Here is a 23693-nt window from a genome sequence, read left to right on the forward strand (position 1 = left end):
ATTTGCACTTATGAACTTCCAACTCACTTCAAAATACAAGCCAACAGGCGATCAGCCACAGGCGATACGCCAACTCACCGAGGGCATCGAGCACGGAGACCCCGCACAGGTGTTGCTCGGTGTCACCGGATCGGGCAAGACTTTTACCGTTGCCAACGTCATCGCCAACGTCAACAAGCCCACGCTGGTGCTGAGCCACAACAAGACTTTGGCCGCACAGCTCTATGAGGAGATGAAAGGATTCTTCCCCAACAATGCCGTAGACTACTATGTCTCTTATTACGACTACTACCAGCCCGAGGCATATCTGCCGGCCACAGACCTGTATATCGAGAAGGATCTGGCCATCAACGAGGAAATCGACAAGCTGAGGCTGGCCGCTGTCAGCGATCTGCTCTCGGGTCGTCAGGATGTCATCGTGGTATCGTCGGTGTCGTGTATCTACGGCATGGGCGGTCCCGTGGCCATGCAGGAAAGCATCATCGACATCAAGCAAGGCGAGAAAATCGACCGAAACGTGTTTCTGCGCAAGCTCGTCACAGCACTCTATGTCCGCAACGACATCGACTTGCAACGTGGCTGCTTCTCGGTGAAAGGCGACACGGTGAACATCGCCATGGCCTACAGCGACAACATCCTGCGCGTGACGTGGTGGGACGACGAGATCGACAGCATCGAGGAATGCGACGCCGTGACCATGCACACGCTTCAGCGCTTCGAAGACTACCACATCTATCCCGCCAACCTCTTTGTCACCACGCAGGAGCAAACCAACAGCGCCGTGAGTCATATCCAGGACGATCTCGCCAAGCAAATCGATTACTTCAAGGAGATGGGCGATGATCTGAAGGCGCAACGTATCAAGGAACGCGTGGAGTACGACCTGGAGATGATCAAGGAACTCGGGCATTGCTCGGGCATCGAGAACTATTCCCGCTACTTCGACGGCCGTGAACCGGGACAGCGTCCTTACTGTCTGCTCGACTTCTTCCCCAAAGACTATCTGATGGTCATCGACGAGAGTCACGTCAGCGTACCGCAGATCAGTGCGATGTACGGCGGCGACCGCGCACGCAAGCAAAACCTCGTGCAGTATGGTTTCCGCCTTCCGGCAGCCTTCGACAACCGTCCCCTGCGCTTCGAGGAGTTCCACGAGATGATCCATCAGGTCATCTATGTCTCTGCCACACCGGCCGACTACGAACTTCAGGAGGCTGACGGCGTCGTCGTGGAACAGCTCATCCGACCCACGGGACTGCTCGACCCGGAGATAGAGGTACGGCCCTCGGAAAACCAAATCGACGATCTGCTCGACGAAATCCTCACCCGCAGTCACCGCGACGAGCGTGTCCTGGTCACCACGCTGACCAAGCGCATGGCCGAGGAACTCACTGAATACCTGCTCAACCACGGCGTGAAGGCCAACTACATCCACAGCGACGTGGCCACGCTCGACCGTGTGCAGATCATGAACGACCTGCGCGCCGGTGTCTATGACGTGCTTGTCGGTGTGAACCTTCTGCGTGAGGGTCTCGACCTTCCGGAGGTTTCTTTGGTTGCCATCCTCGATGCCGACAAGGAGGGCTTCCTGCGTTCTCACCGTTCACTGACGCAGACTGCCGGACGTGCCGCCCGTAATGTCAACGGCAAGGTGATCATGTATGCCGACACCATCACCGACAGTATGCAGAAGACGATCGACGAGACGGCCCGCCGCAGAAGCATTCAGCTCAAATACAACGAGGACCACCACATCACACCCAAGCAGATCGTCAAGGCCATCAAGAGTTCCATGCCACAGGCCAAGAGCGAGGAGACGAGCATGCGCCGCACCATCGACAAGCCGATCGCCTACAGCGGACCGGAAGAAACCTCTGAAGTGGCTGCCGATCCGATCATCATGCACATGACGCGACCGGAGCTGGAGAAGAGCATCGCCAACACCAAGGCACTCATGGAGCAGGCTGCCAAGAACCTCGACTTCATACAGGCTGCCCAGTACCGCGACGAGATCGTAAGGCTCGAAAAGCAGTTGGAGCTGAAAGAATAACAATAAGAGCTAAAAGAATAAGCAGAGAATGGCAGGAGTCAGTACGCCTTGCCGTCTCTCTATCCTCCCTATCTCTTCTATGGCTTCTATAGTCTCTATAGCATCTATATCATCTATCCCTTCTATACCAAACAAACGTTAAAACCGACACCCTGCCTTTGTAATACCACATTATTTCGTAACTTTGCAATATTATAGGCAAACTTAGGATTATGAAGAAAATCATCATCGCATTGCTGGCCATGCTGCCCTTGGCAAGTATGGCTCAAAACACATGGGAAGCACCCACTGTAGACTCCACGCAGATCAAGGCGGAGCAGGCCAAAAAAGCCAAGGCCGAAGCACAGAAAAAGCTGGAGGATGCCAAGTATCTCGCCGGTGCTGTGCCCGAGATCGACGGCAAGGTGGTCTTCACACTCGACCGCAACGTACCCGGAAAGACTGCTGACCAGATCTATTCCGCCGTCTACGGTGCCCTGCAGGCGCTCACCCAGGAGCAATGCGAGTTTCCCAACAGCAAGATATCCGTGGTCAACAAAGGCGAGCACACCATTGCCGCCCGCTACAAAGAGTGGCTGGTCTTCCAAAGCTCCTTCCTCTCGCTCGACCGCACCGTATTTAACTACACGATCATCGCCCAGGCTACTGACGGCCACATCCACTGCACCATGGAGCGCATCTCCTATCAGTATGAGATGGACCGCGGCGATTCCGAGGGCATGTCGGTCAAGGCTGACGACTGGATCACGGACAAGCACGCACTAAACAAGAAGAAGACCAAGCTCTACAAAGGCAGTGGCAAGTTCCGCCGCAAGACTATCGACCGCAAGGACAACATCTTCGACAAGATCTGCAAAGCCTTAGAGATCAAATACTGATCCCTTCCCGCCCTCTCAAGAGCGGGTCTTCTCCCTCGCGAGCCGAGCCCCCGCTCCCTCGCGAGCCGAAAAGAGTCCCCGCGCGCCGCCCTGTGGTTTTGGTGTTCCGTTCGCCTGGTTATAACCAGGCGCGCCCCCTTGCCAACAGCCATCCGCGCCCCTTGCCCCGCATGCTCCTGCGCTTTTTCCCCCCTCCCCCTTCCCTTTAGCAAACAAAAGATTGACAGATGGACGACAACTCACAGATTGAACACCGCAGCAGGCTCGAGCCTATCAAGCGCCGGGGACAGTATCCCGTTTTGCGCAACTGGCTCAACGCCATCTTCATGATCGGCGCGCTCATCGGCGTTGCCGTGTTCTATTGGTCCGACAACACCGTCGGCACGATCATCATTCTCGCTTCCATGGTTTTCAAGATCATCGAATGCGGACTAAGATTCCTGAAATGAAGAAAATACTCTCGCTGCTTTTCCTCCTCGCTATTCATTGCTCGCTGTCCCTGGCACAAAACACCTTAGGCAACGACAGCTTCAACCAGATCAACGAGAACGGAGACATCAGCCGCAGAAACGGAAGAAACAACACCGACTCGCTCGGATCGGACAAAGAGATACCCAAGGGCATCTATGTCTGGACCGTCGACGAGCGCTTTGGCGACCGCACGCCCGCGCCCCTCGACACCATGTCACACATGTTTCCCAACACAGTCTTCGCCACGGGGCTCCGTGGTGAATACAACACTACGGGCAACCTCGGATCGGCGCGGCAGGCCCGCATCTTCATTGACCGCCGCAACCTCGGTCAGTTTATCTTCACCCAGCCCTACGACTATTTTGTAAAGCCCGTCAGCGAGTTTCACTTCACCAACACGCTCTCGCCCTTCACCAACCTCACGTACAACAACTGTGGCAACCGCACCAACGGCGAAGATCACTTCACCGCGAAGTTCGGCGTCAACGCAGGTAAGAAGCTCGGCGTCGGTTTCAACTTCGACTATATCTACGCGCGTGGCTATTACGACAGTCAGGCGGCATCGCATTTCAACTATACCATGTACGGCTCCTACCTTGGTGAGCGCTATCAGGCCCACCTTCTCGCTTCTACCAACCACGAGAAGGTGACTGAGAACGGCGGTATCACCAACGACGACTACATCACGCATCCCGAAGCCTTCACCGACAACTATGCCGAAAACGAGATCCCGACGATGCTCACGCAAAACTGGAACCGCAACGACAATCAGCACGTCTTCTTCTCCCAGCGCTACAGCATCGGATTCAACCGCAAGGTGCCGATGACCGCCGAAGAAATCAAGGCCAAGAAGTTCGCCATGGAGTCGAAGAAAGAGGAACAGGAGCAGAAGGACAAGGAAAAACTTGAGAAAGAGGCCGCAAAGCGTGGCGCAAAACTCTCCGAGAAGGAACTGAAGAACAAGAAAAAGTTTGCCGGAAGACCCGACGGCGCCAAGATCGCTGAAGGACCTGCCAAAACCGACTCCATCGACAAAGGCGGACGCATCAGCGTCAGTAGCAAGGCCGTCGCCGACAGCCTCATCGCTGCCGAGAAAAAAGCCAAGGCCGACACCTCGTGGCTCAAGAACGAATACGTGCCGGTCACCAGTTTCATCCATACCATCGCCTTTGACAACTACCGACGCATCTACGAGGCTTATCAGACTCCGGAGAACTATTATCTCGACAAATACACCGTAGCGGAGAAGCTCTCCGGCGACTCGATCTACGACCAGACCAAGAGCTGGACGCTGCGCAACACGTTTGCCATCTCACTGCTCGAAGGGTTCAACAAATGGGTCAAGACGGGAGCAAAGATCTTCGCCGAGCACGAGTTGCGCCATTTCACGCTTCCCGACTCCGCAGGTGTCAGCTCTTGGAACGAAAACGCGCTGAGCATTGGCGCACAACTCAGCAAGACACAGGGCAAGACGCTGCACTACAACGTGACCGGACAGCTCGGCGTGGCCGGCATCAACGCTGGCGAGATACACATCAACGGTGGCGCGGACCTCAACTTCCCGCTTTTCAAGGACACGATGACGCTCGCCGCCTCCGGGTTCTATGCCCACGAGAAACCCTCGTTCTACTATCGTCACTATCAGAGCCGCCACTACTGGTGGGACGATGAGGACATGAGCATGATCGATCACCTCCATCTGCAAGGACTGCTTAACTATCAGAAGACACGCACGCAACTGCGCTTTGCCTTCGACGAGCTACACAACTATACTTATTTCTCCACGGGCTACACCACCGACAACGATCAGCGCTTATATAATAAGGTGTCGGTCAACCAGGCCAGCTCGCCCATCAGCGTGTTCACAGCCGAAGCCCGGCAGAACTTCACGTTTGGTCTGCTCAACTGGGAAACCGTGGCCACAGTGCAGAAATCGACCAACGAGGACGCGCTGCCCCTGCCGTTGCTGAATGTCTACACCAATCTCTATCTGAAGTTCAAGATCGCCCACGTGCTGAAATGCGACTTAGGCGGCGACCTGCGCTACTTCACCGAGTACAACGCGCCGGAGTATGTGCCGGGCATCGGACAGTATGCCGTGCAGGACAACGACAGCAAGGTGAAGGTCGGCAACTGCCCGATCATCAACGTCTACGCCAATTTCCACCTCCAGCACACGCGTTTCTTCGTGATGATGAGCCATGTCAACGCCAAGATGGGCAAGAAAAACTATTTCCTCGCTCCGCACTATCCGCTCAACGGCAGCGTGCTCCGCTTTGGCATCAGCTGGAACTTCTTCAACTAATATTGTGGAAGAACAGGTTCAAACTTCTTGACAAAAGCACATCACCGCGCGCTTTCATTCTAGAGAAGCGGCTGAGCTCTGAAAACGAAAAAAACGTCTTCTTCAGAACAGAAAATCGACTTCAGGTCATCAGAAAGGCACTTTGATACTGTCATCACGCTTAGATGACAGGGTCAGAAAGGCGAGATGACCACATCAAATAAGCGTGATCATAGCATCAGAAAGGCACTTTGAGGAGAAATTCTCTAGAGAATTTTTCCTCAAAGTGCCTTTCTCTTTTCTGCCCAAAGGCCAATATCGCTTTATCAGACTGACTATCAACCTATTACGAAAAACTACTCTAAATTCGCAAAAATCCGGGCAAAGTACGTCCTGCTCGAAAAGAACGCAATCTCAGGCCCGCTTTTTTGTCAGTTTATCCAACAAAACTGACATCCGTACGGAACAGCCATATTGATGGGCAATCATTATAATTTATGCAAGAACTCAGAGAGGTTGACATTGGTGTCAAAGCCCATCTTCTTACGTAGCCGGTAGCGACTGATCTCCACACCACGTATGGAGATATTGAGCAGTGGCGCAATCTCTTTCAAGAGAACCACTCTATATATAACAAGAGCAATGTTTACAGTCCCAGTCCTTTCAGTGCCTTTCCTGCAGCCTTGTTGACAGCGTCGTTGGCTTTGTTGGCAGCCTTGTTGACTTTCTCAGCGGCTTTGTTCTGTGCTTTGGTCACAGCCTCGTTGGCTTTGGAAGCGGCTTTGTTGGCCTCCTCGTTGACCTTGTTCTCAGCTGCGGTCTTGGCATTGTTGACGGCTTGGTTGGCAGCCTGCTCAGCAGCAGCCTTGGCTGTGGCGGGAGCGGCATCGATGGCGGCTTTGGCAGCGGCGGGTGCATTCTTCAACACGGCGGCGGCAGCTTCAGCGGAGGCAGCAGCGGCAGCGCCCTTCTGCAGGTATGGAGAAGCGAGGTTCACGACATCTTGGGCGACAGCCTTCTTGGCTTCGTCAGCGGTAGTGGCTGCTGTCGTCGGCAGGTTCTCGATGTTGTTGATCAGGTCGGCGATGGTGGTGTTGTTAGTGGCTACGCTCTTCAGCGTCTGCTCATTGTCCTTGACGAATTTCTTGATGGCGGCACCGTAAGTCTTTGCTTCATCGAGTTTGCCGGCGTTGACCAGTGTCTTATAGGTGGTAGCCAGGTCTGCCAGTGCTGTGGTCACCTGTTTGGGATCTTTCTTCTCAATGGCGCTTGTGGCCTGAGCGGTCAGCGCGTTGAGTGTGGACTTGATCTCAGGAGCAAGAGCTGTGGTGTCTATCTGTTCCGTGCTGTCGGCTGTTGCCGTTGAGTCTGTAGCCTCGGCAGCAGACTTTGTCTTGCTTCCTCCACAGCTGGCAAACAGCATTGCAGCTACGGCCATGACTAACATAATGTTCTTTTTCATGATTTTGATGGTTGAACAGTGATTAATATTCTATGTTTAAGACTCGCTATTCCTCGTAGTCATCAAGTACCTTCTTCATCCTTGCACGTCCGATGGCGATGAGACGCTCGGATTTGTCATAGTCGGAGCCGCTGAACCTGCGCATGGGGATGTCCAGGAGAATATCAGGCGGACAAAGTCTGAGCATGAGCTGTGCGTTTTGGTGAATCATGATGCTGGCGGTACGGTTCAACAATGTAAAGTAGTTGAAGTCGAGTTTCAAGCCTCCTGGTACGATACGGTTGAGCAGTTGCAGCGTACGTGAGGACGCCATGCGCTGGCGTTCGGCGGTGCGTTTCAGTTCCAATTCCCCTTCATAGTCATGTCCGCAGACGTTGACGGCCACGAGCAGGTCGCCTTTATGTCGCTCCACGCGGTTGAGAGGCAGTGGATTGGTGGTGCCTCCGTCGATGAGCAACTTGTTGCCAAGGTGCATGGGCTCGAAGTAAGCAGGCAGAGAGATGCTTGCACGAATGGCCTCATAGAGGGAGCCGTGGCGGAAGACCACCTCATGGCCGCTTTCCCAGTCTGTGGAGATGGCGGCATAAGGAATGGGCAGTGTGTCGATGTCGGTATCGGGAACGATGGTTTTAAGCGTGTCGATGATGCGTTTGCCTTTGACCAGATGGTCCAAGCTCGGTGAGTAATCAGTCAGCTCCCGAATCTTTTGCTTGTCGATCGTCTTCATCCATGAGCGGAAGGTCTCGAGGTTGCCGGTCGCATACATGCCGGCAACGAGCGCGCCCATCGACGTACCTGCAATGGAACGGATATGGTAGCCACGGTCAAGAAGTTCCTCAATGGCACCGATATGAGCCAGTCCCCGTGCACCTCCACTGGAGAGCACAAGTGCCACATCCTTCTTTCTGCCACGTATGCGGCGGATGACGGTATCCTTCACTTCTGTGAATAAATTGAGCAGGTTGCTGCTTTCTGTACTCTCTGTCATGCTTTCTGTTGTTTCTTCTTGGGGCTTTATGGTGCCCAAATCATTTGTTTGACTCTATTCCTTGATCTTCCACTCATCGATACAGCGGTGCTCCCGTGAGAAGTTGACACCGATCTTCACGATCTTGCGGCCATCGGTGGCAAAGGGCTTGGCGTAGCCTTTGTCCTCAATCTGCTGTAAGGCGGTGTCCGCACTTTGGTCGTATTTGAACTCGAAGATGTAGATATAGTCCTTTGTTTTCACGATCATGTCGATGCGACCGTCGGAAATCGTGCGCTCCACCTCGGTGTAGAAGCCAAGTAACTTCGTGACGATGTAGAACGCATTTTGGAAATACAGTTCAGCGTTGCCTACGATCTTGTAGTCCGTGTCGGCGAAGAGCACCTGCATGCGCTTCATAAATTCTTCAGGCTTGCCGTTGCGCAGAGCAAGCACAAAGTTGCGGACATACATCGGTGCTCCCTCGCTGCCGGTATGAGCATAGTAAGGTAGGAGATAGTTGGCGAAGCCCTCTTCCACCTCTTCATTGGGAAAGCCGAGCGTATAGACCTTGAACTCCTCGTCGTAATCCTTGATCGTCAGGTAGCCGCTTTGGTAGATGACTGGAATCGGATTGCGGTCCATGGCATCGATGGAGTTGAGCATGTCCGCAGATACCTGTTGCTGCGTGAGGTCAGGAAGATAGAAATTCTCTCGTTGCAACAGTTGTACGAGGAATGTCGGCGTGCCTGTCTCAAACCAAAAGCTGCCGAATTTATTGGCGCGGAAGGTACTCAGAAGACTGAAGGGATTGTAGACGCCCGTGCCATATTCCACGAAATGATAGCCGTCGTAGCGTTTTTTCAGTCGTGCGCAAGCCTCCTCGTAGCTGATGTCGTAGCGGTCGGCGAGCTTCTGGATGCTCTCTTCGAAATAGCGGTGCATCTCTTCCTCGGTGATTCCGCAGAGCGTGTCGTAGCTCTCGTCCATGGAGATGTCGGTCAGATTGTTCAAGTCTGAGAACACGCTGACCTTTCCGAACTTCGTCACTCCGGTCAGAAGAGCGAAACGGATGTATCTGTCTTGCGTCTTCAGCGCGCCATAGAAGGCTTTCAAGGTATTGCGATAGGCTGTTTGCAACTTGTCGTTGTTGATAGCCTGCAACATAGGCTTGTCATATTCATCGACAAGGATCACGACTGCTTTCCCCTCTTTTGTGGCTACTCGGCTGATGATGCCTTCAAAGCGCTGGGCAAACGTGACCTCATTGGGATTTCTTCCATATTGCTGTTCCCAATGCGAGAGGAAGAGGTTCAAACGGCTTTCCAATACTTCCTGTGAATCATATTTGTCGGTGTTGAGATCAAGATGCAGCACAGGATAGACCGTCCAGTCCTTCTCAAGTTTATCGATAGCTAAACCATGAAACAACTCCCGCTTGCCGCTAAAGTAGGCTGCAAGTGTGGACATGAGCAGTGATTTACCGAATCGGCGAGGACGGCTTAGGAAATAATAAGTCCCCTCTTGCACGAGCTTGTATATGAGTTCTGTCTTGTCGACATACTCATATCCATTGTTTCGTAGGCTTTCAAAGTCTTGTATTCCTATGGGATATTTCATGGTTTAAATCTCTTTGTTGATGACTCAAGACATTCTCGTCATTGCAAAGCTACAAAAAATATTTTATGTAGCAAACGTTTCGTAGTGCTTTTAGAATAATAAATGGTAATGATGGAAACAAGTTGTAGAATAGAAGAAAGAAGGAAAATAAAAAAGCATGAGACCTGCTGATGACAGCAAGTCCCATGCTTCTAATAGAAAGACTTATGACTCCTTATAGCGTGGAATCGAAGTTTATTTCTTGATGTTGGCGTCCTGCAGTCCGTAATGTTTCTTCTTGTCCACGACGATCAGCAGGAGCGAGATGACGACAGCTGCCACACCGAAGCCGCAGAAGATGCTCATACTCGTGGTGTAGCTCGGATCTGCGCCGTTGACCTTACCGATGAACATAGGCACGAGAGCCAATCCAATGTTCTGAATGTAGAAGATGATGGCATAGGCAGAGCCCAAAAGCTTCATCGGGATGATCTTTGGCACGCTCGGCCACATGGCAGATGGCACCAGGGAGAAGGCGACACCCAAGATGATCATGATGATCACGGCAAACCAACCATAGGGCAGGATGTGGATAGCAAAGATGAAGTGCACGGCAGCCAACATGGCCGAGCCGATGAGCATCAGCGTGGCGCCCTTGCCAATACGGTCGTAGAGTGAGCCGAAGAGCGGTGTGAGCAAGAGGGTACCGAAGGGAATCAGACTCGGGATACTACCAGCCATATCCTCAGAAACACCGTAGTTGGCAATCATCAGTTTGGTTGCGAACTTCAAGAAGGGGAAGACACCGCTATAGAACAGCAGGCAGAGGAGGCAGATGCACCAGAAACCTGGGTTGGAGAAGATGTACTTCAGATCACGGAAGTGGAAGTCGTCATCAGACTCCTCGTCGAGCGTTTCTTTTTCTTTCTCAAACTCTTTCTCGCCCTTAACTTCCTCTACGCTCTTGTCAAGCTTCTTGTCCATGACCGTGTAAACGATGAAGGACAGGAAGCCGATCACCAACAGCACCAGGCCGAGGAGCACCGGAGCACCAACTTTGCCGCCGAAAGCCTTGGCAAAGGGCAGTGAGCCCATCATGGCACCCGCCGTTCCCAATCGGGCGAGGGCTACCTGAATGCCCATGGCGAGCGCAAGCTCGTGACCAGTGAACCACTTCGTGATGATCTTCGACACGGTGATACCGCAGATCTCGCAGCCCATACCGAAGATGGCATAGCCCAGAGAGGCTACTGCCGCAGACATGGGCAGGGAGAAGTTGACAAAGCTCAGAGTGAAGCGACTGTCGCCGAAGTCACCCGTCACACCATAGTATTTGATGAATACGCCAATCACCATCAGACCGCAAGACATGATTCCTGTGAAGCGGATACCCATCTTGTCAAGGATGATTCCGCCGAAGAACAGCATGAGCAGGAATACGTTGATGAGACCGTAACTGCCGGAGAAGAAACCATAGTCGTCTGAGGTCCATCCCAGACCACCGGCTGCTACGGGTTTGTCAAGAAGTACTTCCAGTGGCGACATCACGTCAGTGATGAAGTAACCGGTCATCATGGTGAACGCGACAATGAAAAGGGCTGTCCAACGGACACCCTTGCTGTCACTGAGAATACGTTGAAGTTTTTCTGTCATAATAGGATTCTCTCTTTTTTTCTGATGCCGTGAAAGAGGCAAGGCACCTCTTTCACGGAATCTCGTTTTATATGTCTTTTGTATGATTGCGATTTATTTCTTGTCTTTCAACCAGCGGTCGAGCCAGTTGAAGAACGTGCGTTGCCACAGGATACCATTCTGTGGTTTGAGCACCCAATGGTTCTCGTCAGGGAAGATGAGTAGCTCGGCGGGGATGCCACGCATGCGTGCCGCGTTGAAGGCGCCCATGCCTTGGTTGGCATTGATACGGTAGTCTTTCTCGCCATGAATGCAGAGTATTGGCGTGTCCCACTTGTCGACAAACTTATGCGGACTGTTTTCGTAGGTGCGCTTAGCGTTGGCTGTCATGTCCTTATTCCAGTAAGCGTCGTCATACTCCCAGTTGGAGAACCAGTCTTCCTCTGTGTCGGTGTACATCGACTCGAGGTTGAAAGCACCGTCGTGAGCGATAAAGCACTTGAAGCGCTTGTCGTGATGACCGGCAAGATAGTACACGGAGAAGCCGCCGAAAGAAGCACCCACACAACCCAAACGGTCTTTGTCGACATAAGGCAAGTTGGCTGTTGCGTCGTCGATGGCGCTGAGATAGTCGTTCATGCACTGGCCTGTCCAATCGCCGCTAATCTCCTCGTTCCACGCAGAACCGAAGCCGGGAAGGCCACGGCGGTTAGGTGCTACGACGACATAGCCGTGAGCGGCCATGATGGAGAAGTTCCAGCGATAGCTCCAGAACTGTGAGACGGGACTCTGAGGACCGCCCTCGCAGTAGAGCAGAGTAGGATATTTCTTGGTAGCGTCGAAGTGCGGTGGTAGGATAATCCATACCAGTTCCTGCTTGCCATCGGTCGTCTTGACCCAACGCTGCTGGATGGTCGGTTTGGCAAGCTGGCCGAGGATGTGGTCGTTCTCAGCGGTGAGACGGATCGCAACGCTCTTCTTTTCAGTCTTGTTGATGTTGACCTGATAGATGTCGTCAGGGTCTGCCATGGAGTGACGCGTAGCAATGAGCTTACCAGGAGCCAAGAGCTTCAGAGAGCCGAAGTCGTGCCAGCCGTCTGTGAGCTGCTTGACGTTGCCACCAAGATCGGTAGAATAGATGTTCACGCAGGCGTGCCAGCAGCCAAGGAAGTACAGCGTGCGGCTGTCGCTGTTCCAGATATAGTCATCGACATTGGAGTCGAACTTCTCCGTGACGTAGCTCTTCTTGCCTGTGGCGAGTTCCATGACACAGAGACGGTTGCGGTCACTCTCATAGCCGTCGTTCTTCATACTCTGCCAGGCAATGTATTTGCCGTCGGGAGAGAACTTCGGGTTGACGTCGTAACCTACCTGCATATCACCAGCCTGATGGTTGACGGCTTGGTTGCGCATGGTCTTTGTCGGGTCGATCTTCGGCTCTTTGTAGCCTTCCGGCTTGCAGAGATTGCGGGTCGCGCGCGTATCTATATTATATAGGTATATGTCGGCATCGGTTGAGATGGCGTATTCCACACCCTCTTTCTTGCGGCAGGTGTAGGCCACCTGCTTGGAGTCGGGGCTCCAAGCCAACTGCTCGATACCGCCGAAAGGAGCCATCGGACACTCATAAGGCTGCCCCTCAAGGATGTCAACACCGTCGTCAGCCTTGTCGCCATTGACGTTGGCTACGAACGGATGCGGCATGCTCTCGACGTAGTGATCCCAGTGACGGTAGTTCAGATCCGTGACGAGACGGCCCGTAGCCTTGGGCAGGTCATCAGGATTCTTCTGGATGCTACCGTGATAAGGGAGACTCTTGATGAGGATCACCTTGCTGCCGTCGGGCGAGAAAAGGAAGCCCTCGATGTCAATCTTGCTGTCGGTCATCTTCACGCGGTCGGTTCCGTCGACATTCATCTTCCACAGCTGTCCGTCGCGGAGGAAGGCGATCTTCTTGCCGCCCTCAATCCATGCGGCGTCTGTTTCGCTTTTGCTGTCCTTGGTCAGGGCTGTTGCCTTGGCAATCCTCTTGCCGGCTTTCAGCGGCTGCACGAAGAGCATCGTGTGGCTCTTGTTTTCCTTGACACTATAGTAGCTCACCTGGTAGACCAGCGTTTTGCCGTCGGGTGAGACAGCATAGGCACCGATGCGCCCCATGGCCCAAAGAGCTTCCGGCGTCATCTGGTCGCTGGCGAGTGTGATATTGTTTTTCTCAATCATCGTCTGTGCTTTCATCGTTGGAGTGCCAAGAAGCATGGCACCCAGCACCATTGCTATTGCTTTATTCATGGGAGTAAGTTGGTTATTGAAGAAAGCAAACTACGTTTTTAGAATCAGTGCGTTGCTTATTGTCAAACAGCAAGCCGCTTCGTGAAAAATGAGTAACGACGCAGGATGCCGGCGGCATGCCGGTATCCTCATCGTTACTCATTATTATATAGTCTGCTTCTATTTCATTATATAGTCCGCCTCTATTTCTTTCCGTTTCTTTTGTTTTTCAGTTCTTCCTGGCGGCGGCGGTTCTCCTCCATCTGCTTTTGCTGCATTTCCTGGAGAGCCTGCATACGAGCCATCATACCCTTCATCTTCTTCTGTGGGTTAGCCTGGTTCTCTTTGTAGCGAGCCTCAAGGATAGCCAGCAGCTTCTCGTCGTTGGTGGTCTTGCGCAGCACGAACATGATGCCGGCCGACATGATCAGCGAGACGAAATAGTAGAAGTTCAGACCTGAAGAGTAGTCGTTGAACATAAAGAAGAACATCAGTGGCATGAGATACATCATCCATTGCATGGCCTTCATCTGTTCAGCTTGCTGACCGACCATCTGATCTTTCTGCAACTGCATGGTAAACCACGAGTAGATGATCTGGGCACCGCAGAAGAGAATACAGGTCAGACTCAGGTGATCGCCGATGAGCCAAATGTTGCTGTGCCATTGGATGATCGGGTCATACGTCGAGAGGTCGTGCATCCAAAGGAAGCTCTGACCACGCAACTCAATGGCGTTAGGCACGAAGTTGAACATTGCAATCCAGATCGGCATCTGAATGAGCATGGGCAAACAGCCGGAGAGCGGCGACACACCGTACTTAGCGTATTCGGCCATCATGGCCTGCTGCTTCTGCATAGCGTCCTCGGGCTTATCGTATTGCTTGGTTGCCTCATCGAGCTTCGGCTTGAGCACGCGCATCTTGGCGGAACTCATATAGCTCTTTTTCACCATCGGGTAGGTGATCACTTTCAGGAGCAGGGTGATGAGAATCAGCACCACGCCCATTGGGAACCACTTGCTCAGCCAACTGAAAACGTAGATGGTGAACCAGCGGTTGATGATCCGGAAGAGCGGCCAACCCAAGTAGACGAGACGCTGCATCTGCAGGTCGTGTCCAAATGTGCTTTCCTTCTCTACCTTTTGCAGCAGGCGGAAGTCGTTGGGTCCAAAGTAGAACTCAAACTCCGACGGTGTCTTACCACTCGGGTCGAAGAAAGTCTTCATCTTAGCCTCATATTGCTTGAGGTATCCGGAGCCTTTCTGCTGTGGGATGGACGTCATCAGGGAGTGTCCCTGGAAGTTGTTCTTGGCAATCATCACGGCAGAGAAGAACTGATTTTTAAAGGCCACCCAGTCTATGCTGTCCTCGATGTCCTCGTCAACTTTCTCAGATGTCTCGCTCAGCTTGTCGGTACCACCCTCTACGTTGTGGTAGGTGAGCGTAGCATAGCGGTTCTCGAAGTTGAAGCCCTTCTCCTGCTGACGGCACTTGTCTTTCCAGTTCACGTCCATGGTGCTGGTACCTGGCGCGAAGAGTCCCTCCATACCTTTGACAGCCATCTGCATGTGGAGCATGTAGTCTTTGCCGAGGCGGTAGGCCAGCGTGACAGTCTTGCCCGGTGCTGCGGTGGCTGTGAAGGTGACAGTAGAGTCTGTCACATTGGAAGGAACAAAGTAAAGGTCGGCCGTGGAGATGTTGATCTCCTTGGCAGCCATGGTGTAGGTGAGGCTCTGGTCCTTGCCCTGGAAGAGGGTGACATGGTTTGCCTCAGTGATGTTGTCCTTGTAGTTGTTGATGATCGCCTTGGTGATAGTGGCACCTTTCGTCGACAGCGTGATGGCAACTTTGCTGTTCTTCAGCACGATGTCCTTGGCCTGTCCGGTCAAGGCAGCGTGGAAGAGGGCTGTGGTGTCCGCCGCGATCTTCTGCTTGGCAGCCTGCTGACGGTTGAAGGCTGCCGTCTTGGCATCCTGTTCAGCCTGCTGTCGCTTAGCCTGGGCGATGGAGTCTTGCACAAACTGCGCACGCTCCTGCTCTTTAGATGGCTTCGCGTACCAGCTGTAGCCGATGAGCACAAGCGCGATGAGCACGAAGCCGATAATGTTGTTCTTATCCATAAATCTTTTCTCTCGGGCGTTTGCCCGAATCATGTTTAGTTCAAAAGGAGATCAAGAATTAGAGAATTATAGAACCATCTTCTGATTCTCTCCTTCTCTAATTCTTGATGTATGAAGTGTTTCACGCACTTCTTCTCAGTACTTATTTCTTCTTTTGGTTGGCGATGGCCGTCTTGACGAAGTCGACAAAGAGCGGATGTGGCTTGAGCACAGTGCTCTGATACTCGGGATGGAACTGGGTGCCGATATACCATTTCAACTTAGGTATTTCCACGATCTCGACGAGATCGCTGTCCGGGTTACGGCCCACGCACATCATTCCCTTGTCTTCGTATTCCTTCTGATAGTCGTTGTTGAACTCATAGCGGTGGCGGTGACGCTCACGGATATTCTCCTGCTTGTAGATAGAGTATACTTTCGAGTCTTTGCGGAGCACGCAGTCGTAGGCACCGAGACGCATGGTACCACCCATGTTGGTGATGTTTTTCTGCTCCTCCATGATGTCAATGACGTTGTGCGGTGTCTTTTCGTCCATCTCGCGCGAGTTGGCGTCGGCATAGCCGAGCACGTTGCGTGCGAACTCGATGACCATCATCTGCATACCCAAGCAGATGCCGAATGTCGGCACATCATGGGTACGGCAGTATTTGGCAGCCACGATCTTACCTTCAATGCCACGCTGTCCGAATCCCGGGCAGATGACGATGCCGTCCTGTCCTGCCAGTTTCTCAGCGACGTTGTCGGAAGTGATATACTCCGAATTGATGAAGGTGATGACCGTCTTATGGTCGTTGTAGGTGCCAGCCTGTGATAGGCTCTCGCGAATACTCTTGTAGGCGTCCTGCAAGTCATACTTACCGACGAGTCCGATGTGCACTTCCTCTGTGGCCTTCTTGCGTCGCTCGAGGAAGGAACGCCAGGGACCGAGTCCTGGTTTCTCGCCGATGGGCTCACCGACTTTGCGCAGGATGGCAGCGTCGAGGCCTTGGTTCTGCATGTTCACCGGCACCTCGTAGATGCTGGGGAGATCTTCGCTCTGGATGACGCAGTCGAGGTCGACATTGCAGAAAGCAGCCACCTTCTTGCGGACCTGGTCAGGCAGATGTTTCTCAGTGCGCAGCACGAGGATGTCGGGCTGGATACCTACGCTCTGCAATTCCTTGACAGAGTGCTGTGTCGGCTTTGTCTTCAACTCGCCGGCGGCTTTGAGGTAGGGCACGTAAGTAAGGTGCACGCAGACGGCACGCTTGCCGAGTTCCCATTTCAACTGTCGGATAGCCTCCATGAATGGTGCGCTCTCGATGTCACCAATGGTACCTCCGATTTCGGTAATGACGAAGTCGTAGTGGTTTTTCTGTCCGAGGAGCTTTACATTGCGCTTGATCTCGTCAGTGATATGTGGCACGACCTGGATGGTTTTGCCAAGATAGTCGCCGCGGCGCTCCTTGTCGATGACGCTCTTATAGATGCGCCCTGTTGTCAGAGAGTTGGCCTTGGTAGTCTGAATGCCTGTGAATCGCTCATAGTGTCCAAGGTCGAGGTCGGTCTCCATGCCGTCGACAGTCACATAGCATTCGCCGTGCTCATAGGGATTGAGCGTACCTGGGTCGATGTTGATGTAAGGATCGAATTTCTGGATGGTGATGTTGTAGCCTCTTGCTTGTAGAAGCTTACCTATTGAAGACGAGATGATGCCTTTTCCTAACGAGGAAACCACACCGCCTGTGACGAAGATGTACTTTGTTTCTGCCACCATTGTCAATATTTTGTTGGATTTAATTGTTGAATACGAAAGAGTTACTCGATCTATAAAAGATGTTGCAAAGTTAGCATATTTTTATGAGATGTACAACAAAAACAAAAATTATTGTTATCTTTGCAACGTTAAGACAATATAACGAATCATTAAAGAAAGAAGGAGTTGAAGAAACGATGTCGCATAGAGAAAGTCATAATCTGTTCCGCCCGGCGGTTTGCTTGTTGATAATCGCTCTGACACTGTCGTCTGCCATGCCGGCGGCTGCGCGTTCAGTAGCCTATCGTCATGCGCTGTTGCAGGGTCGAGGCAAGTTGGTGACGGCTTATATGGACTCTTTGCGTTTGTTTTCTGACTCACTCTATCGCGACAGTGTGAAGGCTTCGCGGCCCTTGTATGAGAGTACCACTGCTCCGTTGTTTCTTCCCATGACCTTCTACCGTGGTGTTGCCCATCGCGCTTTCTCTCTCGACGGGACGCTGACGCCTACCGACGCGTCGCTGCTCTGGGTTTATCTTCATCGTCCGGGAGCGGTGAAGACAACGCAGCGCGACTTGGAGAAAACAGGTCCCGTGCTCAGACCCACGACGATTACGGAGCATCCGGCAACTGTTGTCAAGCCTACCAAACCGGAAGAACCGGAGTATGTGCCTATGGACATGGTCGTGTTCAAACCTAATTTTTGGAACTTCGGTGGCGATTACTACTTGCAGTTTCTCCAGAGCTATATCTCACCAAACTGGTATAAGGGCGGTGAGAGCAACTACTCGGCAGTGGGTGCGCTGACGTTGGAGGCACATTACGACAACAAGCAGAAGTTTCGCTGGGACAATAAGTTGGAGATGAAGTTGGGCTTGCAGACGACAAAAGGAGACTCCCTCCATAAAGTCAAAAGCACGGAGGATCTCCTTCGCTATACGGGTAAGTTGGGCTTGCAGGCCACGAAACACTGGTACTATACTTTCCAGTTGATTGCCACCACTCAGTTTTTGCGGAAGTACAATACCAACTCTCCGAATGTGAAATCCGACTTTATGAGTCCTTTCAACTTGAATGCCTCTCTCGGTATGGACTATAATGTCAGTGCTATGAAGAACCGTCTGACGGGTTCCATCCACTTGGCTCCAATCGCTTATAACCTCAAGTATGTAGGTCGCCAAAGCCTTGCCCAGGCCAATGGACTTGAGGAAGGGCACCACACTCTTCACGACTATGGCTCGCAGTTTACGTGTGACTTGAAGTGGAAGATTTGGGACAACTTCATGTGGCAGACCCGTCTCTATGGCTATACCACGTATAAGCGTTCGGAGCTGGAGTGGGAGAACACGTTCACCTTTTCGTTCAATCGCTATATCTCGGCCAAGGTCTATGCTTATCCCCGCTTCGACGACGGTGTGAATCGCGACAAGAGTTTGGGCTATTGGATGCTCAACGAGTTTGTGTCCTTCGGCTTTTCCTATGATTTCTAATCGATTTATCGAAAGGATGCTTTGCTGAAGCAGCAGTTGGCTTTACCCTTTCGTTATCAATAAGCATCGGGTGAGCAGCAATGATGGCGGCTCACCCGATGTTTGTTTTCAGGCCTTTGCTCTTCTGCTAAAATCTGTAGAGCAGTCCCAGCCTGGTTTCGAAGGTATGAGCCCTGACGCTGGGGTGATAGCTATAATAGGTATATCTGCCATAGTAAGCCCCTTGCCACTCGATGCCGAAGTTGTTTCTCAGTTGGAATACAAAGCGAGGGTTGAAGACCAGCAACTGCGCGTCGCCTTTGTCGCCTTGCGCGTTGAGGTAGAGAGGATTGGTGTGCTCCAGGTCTTTACCCTCATATCCTTTCCATGTATAGATGTGGTAATAGTCCACAAACAGCGAGAAGTAGCCGAGGCGAGGGAAGACCATTTGGGTTTTGGACTTGAGGCTGAATCCCGATCCCATGTTATAGTCGCGGTCGATCACGTTGTAGTAGTCGCTCTTCGTACCGCCGAGTAGGATGAGATCGGCAAAGACCGCCTGTTCCAACCGCTTGAGATTACCCACTTGCGGGAATTGCCACATCATGCCGGGACCGAAGGAAGCTGCTTCTGATATGCGGTAGGGGGTCTTGTCACTGCCGTTTTTTACGGGTTTCGAGTCGTAATAGTTGAAGTGCTGGAATATGCCGACGATCGTCTTTCCTTGTTTTCCGTCATAGACGGTGTGGCTCCAGAGTTTACCGAGCAGGTGAAGGTTGTTGATGAGCGGCTGATTGCCGGTGAATCCCGCGCAGGCGTTCAGAGTGAAAAAGTCGTAGGGCTGCGTGTTGCTGTCGTCAAAGGCGTCGCCATAGTGCAGGTCGAACATCAGGTAAGGCTGGCTTTCTCCTCGGAAGATACCGCCTTGATCAGCGATGTATCTGTCACCGACGCTCATGGCAAACTCCACGGGGATGCGGCTGAAGTCGTGGTACATGTACTTGTCCTGCCGCACGTTCCACGCGTCACCGTCGATGATTCTGTTGAGCCCCTGCATGGGGTTGGTGACGAAAGCAACCGCCTCTCGCAGGAAGCGACGGAAGCCACGTGAGCGATCGTTGAGCACGAGTGCCGATACGCGGTGCATGACTTCACCGATGCAAATGCCGCCGAAGGTGGTAGCCAGCACATCGTTGATGGCCGGTGGCTCCACTTCTCCACAGAACTCCCACATCAGACTTCCTCCAAGAGCGTAGGGCGCGCTCTGCCAGAAGTTCAGTCCGTTGCTGCGAGCTGAGTTGAAATAGAGGTTGCCGTGGTAAGGATGTGCAAAGAGGTTCGTCGAGAACTGATCGTTGTCCCACACGAAGGCGTGGTGCCAGTTGTGTGCGATGCTCTTGAAGGTGACCTGCGCAAAGTCTTCGTCCATGACGAATCGGTCGAAGCAATGCACGAAGACGTTGATGCCAGCCGCCTCTGCCGCCGCGCGCAGCCATCTTTTCTTGGTATAGTCAGGGTCGCTCCATCGGTAGAGGCTGTCTTCCGGTGTCAGTGCCAGCTTGCCGAGCATAAACTCTCGGTCGCGCTTTCTTTCCTCGTCCCAAAGAGCCTGATGGTCAGGGTCGTGGTGATAGCGCAGTGCCAGTCCTGCTTCGATGATTGGGCGTGAACGGAAGTTGGTGTGCGATCCATAGTGTCTTGTGGTGCCGTATCCGGCGGCGACAAAGGCACCGAGATTGTCGTTGATGGCATAGTCGGCCGTCAGGCGTGCCTGCAGCGAGTACATACGCCGTGGCGTGTCGCCTTTGTTTTGAAAAGTTTCCACGTGTCCGAATCCGACGTCTCCACCGAGTGTCCATCGTGGTGCAATGCTCCAGTAGCGTCCCATGCGGTAGAAGAGTTCGCCCGAGAAGTCCTCGTCGAGTCCCAGGAAGTGAGAGCCTATGCCGACCATCGTGTAGGTGTGGGGATTGCGGAAGCGCAGGGCGAGGTTCAGACGGGTGGAGTTTCCGACATACGGCATCACGTCGATGCGTGTCTGTGGGTTGATGTTGATGAGTCCGATCTTGCGTGCTTCCGGGTCTCGCGTATAGTTGAACAGTCCTATCTGTACGCCCCTCGGATGGCTCTGCGCCACGTTGAGGATGCCGATCTGCGTTCCCCGCAGCGTGTCGGCATAGTTATAGGTGCTGAGTTGCAGTCCTCTCATCTTTCCGGAGCTGATGTTTGCGATGGAAGAGAACTGCATTCCTTGTCTGACGCCCATGGCGATGTTGGTGATGGGGCTGATCTGAATGCCTTTCATCGGCGTGAAGACGATATTGTTGAAACTGGCGATCTGTACCCCATTGAAGGCGTGAGCCACATTGGCAAGGGTTGCGAGCATGAAACCGTCGGCCCGCCCGCGCACAGCACCGAGAAACATGCCGTATTGGAAACCGTGAAGCGTGTCGACCTCGCTGAGCAGTCCTATATTCAGCGGGGAGCAGAGTGTAGAGTCGGGATGATGGTGGTGAATGCCGACAGCCACGTTGGGCAGCCGGTGACCTTTGGGTGTCTGAGCCTGTAAAGGGCAGATCCAGAGCCAACTGACGGTCAACAAAAATCCCCATAACGCATGGTGGACCAGTTGCTTTTTCTCTTTTCCGTAATCCATCTCTTATATTCTTTTATCTTACAATACAAATGTCGAAATCATCAAATCTTACCATATTCAATATAGTATCATTGCAAAGATACGTTTTTTTGTTGTAATCAACAGGTGTTGCAAGCGTTTTCTCGTATAAATTTTGCCGTGAGCGTTTTTTTTTGTACTTTTGCCCCAAATAAGAAAATATAATCAATATACAGCTATATGCTTACACTTAAACTCATCAGTGAGGAAACTGAACGCGTGATCAAGGGCTTGGAGAAGAAACATTTCGCCGGAGCCCGCGAAGCTATTGAAAAAGTATTGGAGTATGACAAGCTGCGCCGCGAGAGCCAGCAGAAGCTGGACAGCAACAAGCAGCACCAGAATCAGCTGTCAAAGCAGATCGGCGGCCTGATGAAGGAAGGCAAGAAGGACGAGGCCGAGAAGGTCAAAGCAGAGGTGGCTGAGCTCAAGGCTGCCGACAAGGCACTGCAGGAGATCATGGACAAGGCTCAGGCCGACATGACCAACGAGCTGCTCCAGATCCCAAATATCCCCAACGATCTTGTACCTGAAGGCAAGGATGCCAACGACAATGTTGTCGTCAAGGAGGGCGGTCCCATGCCAAATCTCGGCGACGACGCACTGTGCCATTGGGATCTGCTCAAGAAATATCACCTTGTAGACTTCGACATGGGTGTGAAGATCACGGGGGCCGGCTTCCCGATCTACGTGGGCAAGATGGCGCGCTTCCAGCGTGCTTTGGAGGCTTTCTTCCTCGATGAGGCCCGCAAGGCCGGCTATCTCGAGGTGCAGCCGCCGTATGTTGTCAACGAGGCATCCGGTTACGGCACGGGTCAGCTGCCTGATAAGGAGGGTCAGATGTACCATTGCAACCTCGACAACCTCTATCTCATTCCTACAGCAGAGGTTCCTGTGACCAATATCTTCCGCGATGAGATCCTCGACGAAAAGGATCTGCCTATCAAGCGTTGCGCTTATTCTGCCTGCTTCCGCCGCGAGGCTGGCTCCTATGGCAAGGATGTTCGTGGCTTGAACCGCCTGCATCAGTTCGACAAGGTGGAGATCGTTCGCATCGACACGCCGGAGCACTCTTACCAGAGTCTCGACGAGATGCTCGCTCATGTCGAGGGTCTTGTACAGAAACTCGAACTGCCTTATCATATCCTCCGCCTGTGCGGTGGTGACATGAGTTTCACTTCCTCTATCTGCTACGACTTTGAGGTATGGAGTGGCGCACAGAAGCGTTGGCTCGAGGTCAGCTCTGTTTCAAACTTCGAGAGCTATCAGGCCAACCGTCTGCACTGCCGTTTCCGCCGCGCAGACACAAAGAAGACGGAGCTCTGCCACACGCTCAACGGTTCTGCCTTGGCACTGCCGCGTATCGTTGCCGCCATCATTGAGAACAACCAGACGCCGGAAGGTATCCGCGTGCCGAAGGCTCTCGTGCCTTATTGCGGCTTCGAGATGCTGGACGATAAGAACTTCGAGTAAGAAATGATATACTCACAATAGTGTGAGTACCGAACAAAGAATCCACAAGGAGATGAAGTAATTCTCTAAGACATTACTTCATTCACCAATCATAAAAGAGTCGTATCAACTCCAAGTTAAGAGTGATACGGCTCTTTTATTATATCCGAGCCCTTCCCTAACCCTCCCAAAGACCCCCTCTAGCCCTCCCTAAAAGGGAGAGAAATGCTAAGCCATGCAAAGATCAGTGCAAGTTAGACATATAATAGTAAGCGCGGCAAAGAGCTGCGCTTTTTTTTGTAGCAATTCTAAACTATAGAAGCTATAGAGACTATAGAAACTATAGAAGCTATAGAAACCATAGATTACTATAGAATACTATAGATCCATTACCAAGATTAGACGGGGATTGCTTTCCCCTCCCTAAAAGGGAAGGCTAGGGAGGGTCTACTAGGGAGAGACTACAAAAAAAGCCCTTGAAAACATTGCTGTCTTCAAGGGCTCTCGTATTTGAAAGAGGGCGGCCTCCTACTCTCCCGCATTGCATTGCAGTACCATCGGCGCAAGTGGGCTTAACTTCTCTGTTCGGAATGGGAAGAGGTGGGACCCCACCGCAATAGCCACCCAAAATG

The 23693-nt window shown here is 52.5% G+C and carries 15 protein-coding genes and 1 rRNA gene; 6 read left to right on the forward strand and 10 right to left on the reverse strand.

Features of this window, described 5'->3' with window-relative positions; genetic code table 11:
* The first annotated feature begins 10 nt into the window (after nucleotides 1-10).
* The 4 genes from uvrB to NG346_RS09355 all read left to right on the forward strand — a co-directional run bounded on the left by uvrB (nucleotide 11) and on the right by NG346_RS09355 (nucleotide 5704).
* Nucleotides 11-2050 carry an excinuclease ABC subunit UvrB gene (uvrB, locus tag NG346_RS09340; RefSeq protein WP_262288638.1) on the forward strand — a complete coding sequence of 680 codons (2040 nt, stop codon included), beginning with the start codon at nucleotides 11-13 and terminating at the stop codon, nucleotides 2048-2050.
* Nucleotides 2051-2262: 212 nt separating this feature from the next.
* Nucleotides 2263-2928: a DUF4468 domain-containing protein gene (locus NG346_RS09345; protein WP_262288639.1), complete on the forward strand. Its 666-nt coding sequence runs from the start codon at nucleotides 2263-2265 to the stop codon at nucleotides 2926-2928.
* Between the two features lie 227 nt (nucleotides 2929-3155).
* The gene (locus NG346_RS09350; protein ID WP_262280053.1) at nucleotides 3156-3377 is read left to right on the forward strand and encodes a hypothetical protein; all 222 of its coding nucleotides are present in this window, start codon (nucleotides 3156-3158) and stop codon (nucleotides 3375-3377) included.
* Nucleotides 3374-5704 carry a putative porin gene (locus NG346_RS09355; protein ID WP_262288640.1) on the forward strand — a complete coding sequence of 777 codons (2331 nt, stop codon included), beginning with the start codon at nucleotides 3374-3376 and terminating at the stop codon, nucleotides 5702-5704. Before NG346_RS09350 ends, NG346_RS09355 begins: the two co-directional genes overlap by 4 nt.
* Before the next feature lie 467 nt (nucleotides 5705-6171).
* Here NG346_RS09355 and NG346_RS09360 read toward each other — a convergent pair whose 3' ends face one another.
* From NG346_RS09360 to NG346_RS09395, 8 genes are all read right to left on the reverse strand, one after another.
* Complete coding sequence (locus NG346_RS09360) at nucleotides 6172-6297, reverse strand: helix-turn-helix transcriptional regulator (protein WP_262288641.1); 126 nt, start codon at nucleotides 6295-6297, stop codon at nucleotides 6172-6174.
* A gap of 32 nt (nucleotides 6298-6329) precedes the next feature.
* Nucleotides 6330-7145 (reverse strand): hypothetical protein, encoded by an 816-nt coding sequence (locus NG346_RS09365; protein ID WP_262288642.1) that lies wholly within the window; start codon nucleotides 7143-7145, stop codon nucleotides 6330-6332.
* A gap of 46 nt (nucleotides 7146-7191) precedes the next feature.
* Nucleotides 7192-8133, reverse strand: a complete 942-nt coding sequence (locus NG346_RS09370; RefSeq protein ID WP_262280057.1) for a patatin-like phospholipase family protein — start codon at nucleotides 8131-8133, stop codon at nucleotides 7192-7194.
* Between the two features lie 54 nt (nucleotides 8134-8187).
* Nucleotides 8188-9732 (reverse strand): ATP-binding protein, encoded by a 1545-nt coding sequence (locus NG346_RS09375; protein ID WP_262288643.1) that lies wholly within the window; start codon nucleotides 9730-9732, stop codon nucleotides 8188-8190.
* 234 nt (nucleotides 9733-9966) lie between these two features.
* Nucleotides 9967-11364, reverse strand: a complete 1398-nt coding sequence (locus tag NG346_RS09380; RefSeq protein WP_262288644.1) for an MFS transporter — start codon at nucleotides 11362-11364, stop codon at nucleotides 9967-9969.
* Between the two features lie 93 nt (nucleotides 11365-11457).
* Entirely contained in the window at nucleotides 11458-13632 is a 2175-nt protein-coding gene (locus NG346_RS09385) for a S9 family peptidase (protein ID WP_262288645.1), read from the reverse strand.
* 182 nt (nucleotides 13633-13814) lie between these two features.
* Nucleotides 13815-15731: a membrane protein insertase YidC gene (gene yidC / locus NG346_RS09390; protein WP_262288646.1), complete on the reverse strand. Its 1917-nt coding sequence runs from the start codon at nucleotides 15729-15731 to the stop codon at nucleotides 13815-13817.
* A gap of 142 nt (nucleotides 15732-15873) precedes the next feature.
* Complete coding sequence (locus NG346_RS09395; protein ID WP_262280069.1) at nucleotides 15874-17484, reverse strand: CTP synthase; 1611 nt, start codon at nucleotides 17482-17484, stop codon at nucleotides 15874-15876.
* A 179-nt stretch (nucleotides 17485-17663) separates the two neighbouring features.
* Between NG346_RS09395 and NG346_RS09400 the strand changes: the two genes are divergently transcribed.
* Entirely contained in the window at nucleotides 17664-18956 is a 1293-nt protein-coding gene (locus NG346_RS09400) for a DUF3078 domain-containing protein (RefSeq protein ID WP_262280062.1), read from the forward strand.
* A gap of 127 nt (nucleotides 18957-19083) precedes the next feature.
* On the opposite strand, the gene NG346_RS09405 is transcribed toward NG346_RS09400, so the two are convergent.
* A complete protein-coding gene (locus tag NG346_RS09405; RefSeq protein ID WP_262280063.1) occupies nucleotides 19084-21591 on the reverse strand; it encodes a DUF3943 domain-containing protein in 2508 nt (835 codons plus the stop codon).
* Between the two features lie 198 nt (nucleotides 21592-21789).
* Here NG346_RS09405 and serS point away from each other — a divergent pair, with 198 nt between their 5' ends.
* The gene (gene serS / locus NG346_RS09410; protein ID WP_262280064.1) at nucleotides 21790-23082 is read left to right on the forward strand and encodes a serine--tRNA ligase; all 1293 of its coding nucleotides are present in this window, start codon (nucleotides 21790-21792) and stop codon (nucleotides 23080-23082) included.
* Between the two features lie 494 nt (nucleotides 23083-23576).
* On the opposite strand, the gene rrf is transcribed toward serS, so the two are convergent.
* Nucleotides 23577-23689: ribosomal RNA gene (rrf, locus tag NG346_RS09415) — 5S ribosomal RNA — on the reverse strand.
* Between the last annotated feature and the right edge of the window lie 4 nt (nucleotides 23690-23693).

Source organism: Hallella absiana (genome assembly GCF_025457485.1).
GTDB lineage: Bacteria > Bacteroidota > Bacteroidia > Bacteroidales > Bacteroidaceae > Prevotella > Prevotella absiana.